Source organism: Aestuariivivens insulae, from assembly GCF_022662195.1.
GTDB lineage: Bacteria > Bacteroidota > Bacteroidia > Flavobacteriales > Flavobacteriaceae > Aestuariivivens > Aestuariivivens insulae.
The window spans coordinates 117,918-131,196 of sequence record NZ_JAKMCS010000004.1; the positions used below are offsets into that span (position 1 = coordinate 117,918).

Sequence of the window (13,279 nt, forward strand, 5' to 3'; positions counted from 1 at the left end):
GTTAACAACTGTGTATGAAAATTTAAAAATCATTATAAATTAAACTGTTAAGAAGATATGTTATGTTAATAGCTATTTAATAGAATGTAAATTTTAAATTATCAAAATAAAGTTCGAAAAAGTTATACCAGATATTAACAAGCTATAATAACCATTATTTATTTTTTTAAATTTTAAAAAGAAATTATTATTAATGTATATAATGTGGATAACCATGTTTTAAACTTAAAATAACAAGGCTATAATAGTAGTTAATATTAAAATCGTAGCTTTGTAAAAAATAAATAGCAGTTCTTCTCCTAAACTTAAGCTATTTAATAACACAATTTCCAGTATCTTAGGAAATAAATATGATTACAAGAATTACATGAGCAGAAAGAAAAAAGGGAAATCCAGAAAAGGAGTTCCAAACCTAACAAATACAATCTTAAGTATTTTAAAAAAAGAAAAGAATAAAACATTTAATTATAAACAAATTGCTGCCAAACTAGGTGTTAACGATGCCAGTAGTAGAAACCAAATCATTAAGACCTTAGCCAAATTAGCGGCAAAAGAAGAAATCATTCAAGTAGAGCGCGGAAAGTTTAAAGCCGTCGTTAATGCAGAATATCATATAGGAATTTTAGATCTATCGGCTAGAGGATCTGGATATGTTATTTGTGATGGTTTTGATGAAGATGTATTTATAGCATCAAATAATATTAATAAAGCCTTAAATGGTGATGAAGTAGAATTCTATGTTTACAAACGCCGTAAACGTGGTAAGATGGAAGGTGAAATTACCAATGTTATAAAAAGGGCAAAATCCGATTATGTAGGTGTTATACAAATACAAAAGAATAGTAATTATGCATTTGTAGTACCCGATAGTAATTCCATGTACAAAGATATTTTTGTACCCATAAACAAAACCTTTAAAGCTGAAGATGGCGATAAGGTATTAGTGAAATTTGAAGATTGGCCAGAGAACGCCGATTCCCCTTATGGAAAAGTAGTTAAGGTACTTGGTAAACCAGGAGAACATAATACCGAAATACATGCCATTTTGGCCGAGTATGGTTTACCATATGAGTTTCCTTATCAAGTAGAAGAATATGCTAATACTTTAGATACTTCTATTACTGAAACTGAAATTGCCAAACGTAGGGACATGCGTAAAGATTTAACCTTTACCATAGATCCAAAAGATGCAAAAGATTTTGATGATGCCTTGTCGTTTAAAGTCTTGGATAATGGTTTATATGAAATAGGTATCCATATAGCCGACGTGTCCCATTATGTAAAAGAAGGCTCTGTTTTAGATGAAGAAGCTTACCAACGGGCAACGTCCATATATTTAGTGGATCGGGTAGTACCTATGTTACCCGAAATATTATCTAACAATGCTTGTTCGTTAAGACCACACGAAGAAAAATACACTTTCTCTGCAGTTTTTAAAATTAACAATAAAGCTGAAGTAAAGGATCAATGGTTCGGTAGGACCGTAACCTATAGCGATACCCGTTTTGCTTACGAAGAGGCACAAGCCATTATAGAAAATAATAATGATTTTGACATTCCTGCGAAGGCAGGAATCCATAACAAACCAGATATTAATACAGAAATACCACAAGACGTATCCCTCACAGGAAAAGCCTATAATACACAACCAGAAATTGCTGAAGCTATTTTAGTTTTGGACAGACTCGCTAAAGTGATGCGAAAAAAACGCATGAAACAAGGCGCTATTTCTTTTGATAAAGTTGAAGTAAAATTCAATTTAGACGAAGATAATAATCCGGAAGGAGTATTCTTTAAAACCAGTAAAGATGCCAATAAACTAATTGAAGAATTTATGTTATTGGCCAATAAAAAAGTAGCTGAATTTATAGGAAAACAATCGCCTAAGAAAACATTTGTCTATCGTGTACATGACGAACCGGACGATAGTAAATTAGCGGCTTTACAAAACGTAGTTGGGCGCTTTGGATATAAGCTTAATTTTAAGGACAGAAAATCGATTACGTCCTCGCTAAACAACCTGTTACAAGATGTGGTAGGTAAAAAAGAACAGAACCTGGTAGATACATTAACCATACGAAGTATGAGTAAAGCCGAATATACCACTCAAAATATTGGGCATTATGGTTTAGCTTTCGATTATTACACGCATTTTACATCGCCTATTAGGCGTTATCCCGATGTGATGGCACATCGCTTACTGCAATACTATTTAGATGGCGGAAAGTCGGTTAGTGAAGCCGATTATGAAGAAAAATGCCAACATTCCAGTAATATGGAAAATTTAGCGACCAAAGCAGAAAGGGATTCTATAAAATACATGCAAATAAGATTTATGGAAGACCATAAAGATCAAGCTTTTGCAGGAGTAATTTCTGGTGTAACCGATTGGGGTATTTATGTGGAAATTATAGAAAACAAATGCGAAGGCATGGTAAGTATAAGAGATATAACAGACGACCAATATGCTTTCGATCAACAACACTATGCTTTAGTTGGTAGACATACTAAAAATATGTACCAACTAGGAGATGAAGTTATCGTTAAAGTAAAAAATACCGATTTGGTTAAAAAACACCTTGATTTTAATCTAATAGGAAAAAATGTAGATTAAGATAAATTCTGAATTATTGTGGAATAATTATTGATATGATGCGTTAAACAGTAAAAATATCAATCATTAAAAAAATAAATTATAAGCACATGAAAAGAATAATCATTTTAATTACAATTGTTCTAACATCAACAACCTTTGCCCAAAAGGCAGTAGATAAAGAAGTAGGAGAGTTTACCGAATTAAAAGTATATGATCTTATAGAGGTAGAAATGGTTAAATCCAGTGAAAATAAAGTTGTTATAACAGGAGAAAATAAGGAAGACGTTATTGTAACCAACAAAAATGGGAAGCTTAAAATAAAAATGACTTTGAATGAGATTTTTGATGGCGCAGAAACTAAAGTAGTGTTACATTACACCCATGTAGATATTATAGATGTAAATGAAGGCGCTAAAGTGTATTCAAACGATACTATAAAGCAATTTGAAATCGATTTCAAAGCACAGGAAGGTGCTACTATTGCAATACCTATAGATGTAAAATACGCTAATATAAAAGCCGTAACAGGAGGTATTATAAAAACATCGGGACATTCAAATAGTCAAGACATATCACTATCTACAGGAGGGGTTTATAAAGGAACCGATTTAAAGACTGAAAAGACAGAAGTTTCCATTAATGCTGCAGGAGAAGCATATGTAAATGCATCAAAATTGGTTGATATAAAAATTAGGGCAGGAGGTGATGTATTTGTTTATGGTAATCCAGAAACTGTAAACGAAAGTAAAGTTTTTGGAGGTCGCGTAAAACGTATGGAAAACTAGCATTTAAATAAATATGCAATAAAAACCCAATACTTTTTAGGTATTGGGTTTTCCTTTTTTATGTGATACCTTGGAATAATATACATAAGTACTATTTCATTTCTATACACTAACTATACATAATAGCGTTTATCCTTTATTTTTATTAACTTAGTAACTATACAATATGTGTTTTGTTATGAAGCTGAAAAAAGGGATAGTACTTTTATTATTGAGTTTAATTTGTTGGGTTTCGGTGGCTCAGGAACACCCGCCTATTAATGTATATACACCTAACGATTATGGAGCCGAAAATCAAAATTGGTCCATTTCCCAGGCGGCAAACAAATACATATATGTTGCCAATAATAAAGGTCTTCTGGAATATAATGGAGCCGAATGGACCCTTTATCCTTCACCTAATCAAACCATTATACGATCTGTAAATGCCACTACCAAGCATATTTATACCGGAAGTTATAAAGAGTTTGGGTATTGGACTAGAAATGAACTAGGCATATTAATCTATCATTCGCTTTCCAAAGAACTCAAAATATCATTTCTGGAAGATGAAGAATTATGGAATATTATAAGCATAGACGATTGGGTGTTGTTTCAATCCTTAAAGCGCATTTATATTTATAATAAAAGAGACCATTCCTATTCTATAATTAATTCCAACACAACCATCTATAAAATGTTCAGAATAAAAGAGAGCATTTATTTTCAAAAAGTAAAGGATGGTGTATATGAAATAAAAAATGGTGTCGCCAAGTTGATTTCAAACAACGATATTTTAAAAGAAAACTTATTGGTTAATATTTTTAATCATAACGGACGTCTTTTATTTCAAACTGAGGACAATGGCTTTTATGTTTTTAACAATCCTGGACTAAGTAAATGGCAAATTTCAGCTAACGATGTCCTTAGTAAACATAGAATATTTAGTAGTAAACAATTAAAGGACAATAGCTTCTTATTGGGAACTATTTCTAATGGTATTTTCCATCTTACTCCCGAAGGTGACATTAATTATCAGATCAATCAAACCAGTGGATTAAGTAATAATACTGTACTTTCTGTTTTCGAGGATACAGAAAATAATATATGGCTTGGCCTGGAAAATGGGATTAACTGTATAAACATAAAATCACCATTTAGTATTTACAACGATCAATTAGGAAATATAGGAGCAGTGAATGCCTCGGTTCTATATAAGGGTCATTTGTATATAGGAACCAACCAAGGGCTCTTTTATAAGAGAATAGGGGTCGATCATAAATTCAAATTTATAGAAGGTACCCAAGGCGCTGTATGGTGTTTATCGGAACTAAAGAATACCTTGTTTTGTGGCCATAATTCAGGAACTTTTATAATAAATAAAGATAAAGCAAGACTAATAGCAGATGTGTTAGGTACCTGGAACCTCAGGGCAATAGAAAACAAGGAGGATGTATTGCTTCAAGGAAACTACAGTGGTTTATATATTCTTGAAAATAAGGAAGGAGAATGGCAGCTAAGAAATAAGATTGAAGGTTTTGATATATCAAGTCGATACTTTGAAATGCTTAACCCAACAGAAGTGTTTGTTAGCCACGAGTATAAAGGTGTTTTTAGAATAGAGTTGGATGAAACACTAACAAGAGCTACTTTGGTTACCATTGAGACTTCGGTTGAAAAAGGATTGAAAACCAGTTTATCTAAATATCAAGACCATATATTATATGGCCATAAAAAAGGCATTTTTAAATTTAATTTAAAAGCGCGTAAATTTATAAGAGACTCGGTTTTTAGTGCACTGTTTAAAGAAAAAGAATATACCTCTGGAAAATTGGTAAATGATAATGTTAATAATTGGCTTTGGAGCTTTTCTTTGAATGGATTAAATTATTTATCTCCTAGAGAATTAAGTCATATCCCTAAAATAAACCGCATATCATTTCCGAGTAATGTAAGAAATGATGTTTCGGGTTACGAGAACATTAGCCATATTGGTGATAATAAATATTTGTATGGCACCTCTATGGGGTATGTCATAATTGATCTGAATAAACTATATAACAAACCTTTTGATGTAAATATCAACCAGATTACCAATAGCACTTTCAAAAATACATTTAGATCCAATTATATAGATAAATCCAAAGATGGACAATTTAGAAACAGAGAGAATAATATCGAATTTAACTATAGTGTTCCGGTGTATAATAAATACTTAGTACCAGAATATCAATATAAATTAGAGGGCATATATAACGAATGGAGCCCTTGGTCTACTAGGTCCAGTGAGTTATTTGAAAATTTACCACATGGCGATTACACTTTTCATGTAAGAGCTCGTTTGGGAAATGAAATTTCAACAAATACCGAAAGCTATAGTTTCAATATCCAAGCACCCTGGTATCTTACCAGAACAATGATAGCGCTATATGTTGTTCTTTTTATACTATTTTCTTTGTTAATGCACAATATATATAGGCGGTATTATAAAAGACAAAGAGAAAAGCTCCTCCAAAAAAACAAAAGGGAAATGGAGTTAAAAGAGCTTGAAAACAAGCAACAACTCATGCGCTTAAATAATGAAAACTTAAAGCAAGATGTTGAAAATAAGAATAGGGAATTAGCTATATCTACCATGAGCTTGATTAAAAAGAATGAATTTTTAAACAGTATAAAAAAGGAACTAAAGGAAGTTGGTAACAACAATAAAAGCTTGAAACATGTCATTAAGATTATTGATAAAAATCTTAACAATACAGACGATTGGCATGTATTTGAAGAAGCCTTTAATAATGCCGATAAAGATTTCTTAAAAAAGGTAAAGACACAACACCCATCATTAACCACCAATGATTTACGGCTTTGTGCATACCTCAGGTTAAATTTATCATCAAAAGAAATAGCTCCGTTGTTAAATATATCGGCCAGAAGTGTGGAGGTAAAACGGTATAGATTGCGTAAAAAAATGGAATTATCGCATGAATCAAGCCTTACTGATTACATTTTAGAAATTTAGATTCGCTACAAATGTGAATTTTACCTATACAACACCACAACATTGATGTCTTTTGTGGTTTTTGAAGTTATGTTATGAATATGGTTAAAAACCCACTGTTATTGCTGTTTTACAAATAAAACAGAGGTTTTTTTACGATGTATATTTTTTGTTGAGGTATAAAATTAAGATACAACAATATTAATATATAGGTTTACATAAACTCAAAAACTAAACTTATGAGACATAAGCTCTTTAAAATTTTAATGTTATTCTTTATAACATATTCCAGTGCCCAGAATCTGGAAATTAAAGGAAAGGTTCTGGACGAAGGTGGAATACCTATTCCTGGAGTCAACATCCTTATAAAGAATACAACCAAAGGAACTGTTACAGATTTCGATGGTGGCTTTACAATGACCGATGTAGCCTCTGGAACAATTCTTTCATTTAGTTATATAGGGTATATAACCAAAGAAGTAACCGTAAACGACAACACCGAACTAACAGTAGTATTGGAGGAAGATATTGCTAAGTTAGATGAGGTAGTAGTAGTTGGATACGGTACACAACGAAAAAAAGAAGTTACTGGTGCTGTTTCGGTGGTAGATTCCGAAGCCATTGAAAAGCTAAACCCCCAAAGGGTGGAACAAGCTTTACAAGGCCAAATTGCTGGGGTAAACGTAACGGCCTCGTCTGGTGCTCCTGGAAGCGGATCCAATATTAGGATTCGTGGTATTACTACCAATGGAGATAACAGACCATTAATTTTGGTAGATGGTAACGTTATTGAGGACCTGTCGGTTATTAACCCTAATGATATTAAAAGCATAAACGTGCTTAAGGATGCCACAGCTGGTATTTATGGTGTACGTGGTGCCAACGGGGTTGTTTTAATTACTACCAAAACAGGCCGTAAGAATTCAGAATTAAAATTCCAGTTCGATGCTTATACTGGATTTCAAACAACCAGTAAAGAAATTGATCTTTTAGATCCGTTAAACTTTGCCATCTATGTTAACGATGCCGCAGATAATACAAGGTATTTTGTCTATCCACAGGAAGGTACCGATTGGCAGGATGAGGTGTTTCGAACTGCAGCCATTTCAAATGTAAATTTTAGTGGTAGTGGTGGTACCGAAAAATCGGCCTATACTTTTGGTGTATCCTATTTAGATCAAGATGGAATTGTTGGCGGAGGTAAGTCGAACTACAATAGGTTTACGGGCCGTTTAGGGTACCAGTACGATATTTTAGATAACCTTAAATTATCGGCAACAGCCTTATATACTAACTCTACAAAAAATAACTTACCCGAAGGCGGTATAGGTTCTGTGCTGTATAGTGCAGTGAACATTAATCCCGATTTGCCCGTAAGAGATGAAAATGGGGAATTTTCACAGGCTAATGATATTTCACAGATTGAAATTATTAACCCATTGGCACAAATAGCCAATACCTATAATATGACAAGGGTTGATAAATACAGCGGAACACTGGGGTTGGATTATACATTTTTGGAACACTTTACCGTAAGTTCTAAAATCCAAATAAATTATTCAACAGTTTTAAACGATGTGTTCAATCCAATAGTAAATTATGGTAATGGTAAGTCTTCTAACAGAGCCGATAATGAAGTGCAGGATTTTAGGGACTTATATACCGATTATACCTGGGATAACTATATAAATTATAATAACACTTTTGGAGATGATCATGATTTAACAGTGTTATTGGGTACCTCAGTATTTAGAACCAGAGGGCACTTTTATGGAATGCAGGGCATGATGTTACGCAATGGCAGTAATTCAGTTTCAGATGCTTTTGCCAATATTCCTCTAGCAGAACGAGTTGAAGGTGTTATTACAGACAGAATTACCGATGCTTCAAAAGCGGTAGGAGGAGATCAATTCGATTCACGATTATCATCAACTTTTGCAAGAGTACAATATAGTTATAAAGGTAAATACCTGTTATCAGGTGTATTACGTAGGGACGTGTCCTCTAGATTTTCTACTATTAACAACAATAATGTAGGCTACTTTCCATCAGGGTCGATTGGATGGAATGTCTCAGATGAAGATTTTTTCAATACCGATGGATGGATAAGCTCTTTAAAATTAAGGGCAAGTTACGGTATTATTGGTAATGATAGAATAGGTGATTTTGCCTATGTAACACTTTTAAATGGAGAAGCTACCATAGATTCTGGTAATACCACAGCAGAAGACGATTTGCTAAATGGTGTTGGAGCAGGTAGACTGGGAAATATAAAGCTAAAATGGGAGGAACAGGAAACAGCCAATATAGGTTTGGATGTCAGACTATTTAATAATAAAATAAGTATAACAGCCGATGCTTTTAGAAAGCAAACTAAGGATTTGTTAATTGCACCACAGGCTTCTGGATTACTCGGTACAGCCGCTCCTGGTGCATCAGCTCCTTTTATCAATGCCGGTACGGTAGAGAATAAAGGTCTTGAATTTATGATTAGTTATGAAGATAATTTTTCTGAAGATTTTAAGTTTAATGCCAGTTTCAACTTTACATATCTTGAAAATGAAGTGACTTCATTAAATGGCAACCAAGCACCAGCATTAGGAGAATTTGGAGTTGGTATTAGTCAAAATGATATATCACGTATGGTTGTTGGTTTACCATTAGGTTATTTTCATGGCTATAAAACCGATGGGATTTATCAAACCCAAGATGAAATAGATGAATTAAATACCAATGCCACAGCAAATGATAATATATACCATGCAGGTGCTGCTCCAGGTGACTTAAAATTTGTAGACACTAACGGCAACGGCTATATAGATGATGGCGATAGAACAAATATTGGAGACCCCATTCCAGATTTTACAATGGGCTTTAATATTGGGTTCTCCTATAAAAACATAGATTTTAGTGCCAATGCATTTGCTTCCGTTGGAAATGATATGGTAAGGGATTATGAACGTAAGGATTTATTTGCCAACAGAGGAACATACATGCTGGAAAGATGGCAAGGTTCTGGTACAAGCAATACAATACCTCGTGCGGTATCTGGAGCCTCTATTAATACCGACTTATTTTCAGATTTTGTTGTTGAGGACGCTTCCTTTGTCCGTTTACAAAACATACAATTAGGGTATACACTTGGCCCTAAAGCATTGAAGAATACTGGGGTAGATAAGCTTAGAATTTACCTGTCGGGAAACAACGTCTTTACTATAACAGATTACAAGGGTTATGACCCATCTGCTACGAACGGAGCACCTCTTGGAGGGGGCATAGACAAAGGATTTTATCCTATTGCTGCTACTTATTTATTAGGAGTTAATTTAAATTTTTAAAAAAAGATGAAAAAGATTATAAACTTAAAGTATTTAATATTAACTGCACTGGTAATCTTCACATCTTGTGATGACTTTGTAGAGGTAGATCCTATAGGACCAGATGCTGCTAATTTTTTCAATACTGAAGAAGAGTATGAAGATGCTTTAATTGGAGCCTACGATTTATTACAGGCCACGTTCTGGAATAATTTATTAGCAGTTTCTGCATCGGATGATTTTGGTTCTGGAGGAGATGCGTTTAATTACGATCAACCTGTAGTACAGAATGTAAACTACATGATACAAACGCCAGACGATGGAGAACAATTACGGTTTGTTTGGCAATATATGTATGCGGGAATCAATCGTGTAAACTATTTGTTGGAGAATAAAGACAAATTAGATTTTTCCGGAAAGGAAAACATGATAGCCCAAGCTTATTTTTTAAGAGCTTATTACACGTTTGAATTGGTAAAATTTTATGGCAATGTTCCTTTAAAAGTAGAAGAGCGCAATGGCGTAAATAGAATAGTAGACGCACAGGTTTTAGCAGGAGACCAATTAACAATGGAAAGAACAGCTAGTAAATCTGCAGCATATGGTTTAATACAAGAAGATTTAAAAGAAGCCATTCCTAATCTACCAGTTACCCAAGATATGCCTTATAAAGCCACAAAAGGCGCTGCTCAGGCACTTTTAGGAAAGGCTTATTTGTATGATGGAAAGTTTGGTGATGCCGCTACGGTTTTAAATCAAGTTATAACAAGCGGTCAATACAGTTTAACAACAGGAAACGATTATCTCAATCTGTTTTTGACAATTGGAGAAAATGGGCCAGAATCTGTTTTCGAGATCCAGTATACCAATGTTGAAGGCGCTGGTTGGGATTGTTTAGTTTGTAGTGAAGGGTCTTACTTTGTTCAGTTTAATGGACCAAGATCGCCTTTTGATGATTCGGTATATGCTACTGGATGGGGATTCTTGTTGCCTTCACAAGCACTGTACGACATTTACGATAATAACGACATAAGAAGGGATGTAACCATTCTGGACCTTAGGGCGCTAAGCGATGCAGGAGATAATTCTAAATATTCTGCACCTAGGGAAGATACAGGTTTTTATAATCATAAATATGTACCAAGAAAAGATGATAAAGGAGGAAACCAAAGTGTTGCAGAACTTGTACATAAGAACAATTACAGATCTATCCGTTATGCCGATGTGCTACTTATGGCAGCCGAAGCCGAGGCGCAAAGTGGCGGAGCTAATGCAGAGACCTATTTAAATATGGTAAGAGCAAGGGCGTATGGAGATAATAGTATGGACTATGCGGCTAGCGAAGGCCCTCTTTTAGATGCGATATATGAAGAGCGCCGAAAAGAGTTGGCTGGTGAAGGACATCGGTTTTTTGATCTCGTAAGAACAGGAAGGGCTAAAGCAGCATTTGATGCTTATAATGCTTCAAAACCAGAAGATTTTGTAGCGGTTAATTTCACGGAAAACAAAAATGAAGTTTTCCCGATACCTAGAATAGAACTAGAACTTGCTCAAGCAGAAGAGCGCTGGGGACAAAACCCAGGCTATACGAATTAAAACTAAACTACTAAACTTAAAAAATATTAAAAATGAATTTAATTAAAAAAGGATTATACATGGTAGCAGCACTTGTGTTGAGTATTGCTCCAGTTTCTTGTAATGATGACGATTTTGAAGTTCATGATATACAAGTGTTAGACTTTGTTGTTGCTACTCTTAATGTTGAAGGCACTAAAATAGGCGTGCTTCCAACTACAGCAAATGCAGATAATAGAATTATTTATACCGTAGATTTTGGTGCCACTTCAGACGACACAGATGTGATGCAAACCAGTGGCCCTATGTTAACCTATACTTATCCTAATGAAGACGCAACGTATACTATTACAGTTACTGCTTCTTTAGTAAATACTCAAGACGTTTCTGTTTCAAAAGTTATTGAGATTAAAGAATACATACCGCCATCAACTGGACCAGGTAATACCATAGTAGGTACTTGGCGTTTGGCACCAGAAGCAGGAGCTATAGGTGTAGGCCCTGCTCTAGATGATGTTTCTTGGTGGTCTAATAGTGTAGAAGATGTCACTACAAGAGCCTGTTTGTTTGATGATGCCTATGTCTTCGGTGAAGATGGATCATTCCAAAATGTATTGGGAACAGAAACATGGGTAGAGGCATGGCAAGGAACAGATCCAGAAGCATGTGGTTCACCAGTGTTCCCTCACGATGGCACAGCAACAGCAACTTACGATTATAATGAAGGTGCTGGTACAGTAACCATAAATGGCAAAGGTGCTTTTTTAGGTTTAGCTAAAGTAATTAATGGCGGGGAGCTTGCTAATCCAGGAGATGCAGTAGATTCTATAACCTACATAGCTAAATTAAGCGGGGACATTTTAGAACTTGATATAGAAATAGCAGGTGGCGGTTACTGGTCTTTCAAATTGAAAAAAGATGCACCCCCAGCAATAGCAGGAACTTGGCGTTTGGCACCAGAAGCAGGAGCTATAGGTGTAGGCCCAGGGCTTAATGATGTTTCATGGTGGTCTAATTCATCTGAAGATGTCACCACAAGAGCCTGTTTGTTTGACGATACCTATGTCTTTAATGAAGACGGATCATTCCAAAATGTATTGGGATCAGAAACATGGGTAGAGGCCTGGCAAGGTAACGATCCAGAGGGGTGTGCTGCACCAGTATTTCCACATGATGGAACAGCAACCGCAACTTATGATTATAATGCTTCTGCAGGCACCGTTACAATAAATGGTAAGGGTGCATTCTTGGGCTTAGCTAAAGTAATTAATGGAGGAGAACTAGCCAACCCAGGAGATGCAGTAGACTCTATAACCTACATAGCTAAATTAACTGGAGATGTAATGGAACTCGATATAGAAATAGCGGGTGGAGGTTATTGGTCTTTCAAACTTGTAAAAGATGCGCCTCCTACTGTTATTGGTACTTGGAAACTTGCTCCAGAAGCAGGAGCTATAGGTGTAGGACCTGCATTGAACGATATTTCATGGTGGTCTAATTCATCAGAAGATGTCACCACAAGAGCTTGTTTATTTGACGATGAGTATGTCTTTAATGCAGATGGATCATTCCAAAATATTTTGGGATCGGAAACATGGGTTGAAGCCTGGCAAGGAAACGACCCAGAGGGTTGTGCTGCACCAGTATTCCCACATGACGGAAGCGCAACAGCAACCTTTGTACACGATGAAGGTGCCGGTACCATAGCAATAAGTGGTAAGGGAGCCTTTTTAGGATTGGCAAAAGCCATAAATGGGGGTGAGCTTGCAAACCCAGCCGATGCACCAGATTCTGTTACATATTTGGCTAAACTTACTGGAGACGTATTGGAGTTAGATATTGAAATAGCTGGCGGAGGTCATTGGTCTTTCAAATTGGCACGACAGTAAATAATAATAATAATAATAATAATAATGTGTGTTGCTATTATTAATTGAGAGGGGTTATTTTATTAGAAGCTGATAACACACAGTTTATTGGTAAAAGGAGGTGTGATACAACGCCTTCTTTTGCCTTCTCTCTTTAAAATCCT

6 protein-coding genes are annotated in these 13,279 nt (G+C 35.1%); all 6 read left to right on the forward strand.

Features of this window, described 5'->3' with window-relative positions:
* Positions 1–367: 367 nt before the first annotated feature.
* The 6 genes from MR062_RS06530 (at position 368) to MR062_RS06555 (ending at position 13,136) form a co-directional block, all read left to right on the forward strand.
* On the forward strand, positions 368–2,614 hold the full coding sequence (locus MR062_RS06530) for a ribonuclease R family protein (protein ID WP_242203290.1): 2,247 nt from the start codon (positions 368–370) through the stop codon (positions 2,612–2,614).
* Positions 2,615–2,703: 89 nt separating this feature from the next.
* Positions 2,704–3,381: a head GIN domain-containing protein gene (locus MR062_RS06535; RefSeq protein ID WP_242203291.1), complete on the forward strand. Its 678-nt coding sequence runs from the start codon at positions 2,704–2,706 to the stop codon at positions 3,379–3,381.
* Between the two features lie 178 nt (positions 3,382–3,559).
* Positions 3,560–6,376 (forward strand): helix-turn-helix and ligand-binding sensor domain-containing protein, encoded by a 2,817-nt coding sequence (locus tag MR062_RS06540; RefSeq protein ID WP_242203292.1) that lies wholly within the window; start codon positions 3,560–3,562, stop codon positions 6,374–6,376.
* 218 nt (positions 6,377–6,594) lie between these two features.
* Positions 6,595–9,693 carry a SusC/RagA family TonB-linked outer membrane protein gene (locus MR062_RS06545; RefSeq protein WP_242203293.1) on the forward strand — a complete coding sequence of 1,033 codons (3,099 nt, stop codon included), beginning with the start codon at positions 6,595–6,597 and terminating at the stop codon, positions 9,691–9,693.
* 6 nt (positions 9,694–9,699) lie between these two features.
* The gene (locus tag MR062_RS06550; RefSeq protein WP_242203294.1) at positions 9,700–11,268 is read left to right on the forward strand and encodes a RagB/SusD family nutrient uptake outer membrane protein; all 1,569 of its coding nucleotides are present in this window, start codon (positions 9,700–9,702) and stop codon (positions 11,266–11,268) included.
* Between the two features lie 32 nt (positions 11,269–11,300).
* The gene (locus MR062_RS06555; RefSeq protein WP_242203295.1) at positions 11,301–13,136 is read left to right on the forward strand and encodes a hypothetical protein; all 1,836 of its coding nucleotides are present in this window, start codon (positions 11,301–11,303) and stop codon (positions 13,134–13,136) included.
* Positions 13,137–13,279 lie beyond the last annotated feature (143 nt).

Excerpts from the sequence above, each read along its gene's own strand:
- MR062_RS06555 (WP_242203295.1), top strand. The coding sequence starts at position 11,301 with ATGAATTTAATTAAAAAAGGATTATACATGGTAGCAGCACTTGTGTTG.
- MR062_RS06540 (WP_242203292.1), top strand. The coding sequence starts at position 3,560 with ATGAAGCTGAAAAAAGGGATAGTACTTTTATTATTGAGTTTAATTTGT.
- MR062_RS06550 (WP_242203294.1), top strand. The coding sequence starts at position 9,700 with ATGAAAAAGATTATAAACTTAAAGTATTTAATATTAACTGCACTGGTA.
- MR062_RS06530 (WP_242203290.1), top strand. The coding sequence starts at position 368 with ATGAGCAGAAAGAAAAAAGGGAAATCCAGAAAAGGAGTTCCAAACCTA.
- MR062_RS06535 (WP_242203291.1), top strand. The coding sequence starts at position 2,704 with ATGAAAAGAATAATCATTTTAATTACAATTGTTCTAACATCAACAACC.
- MR062_RS06545 (WP_242203293.1), top strand. The coding sequence starts at position 6,595 with ATGAGACATAAGCTCTTTAAAATTTTAATGTTATTCTTTATAACATAT.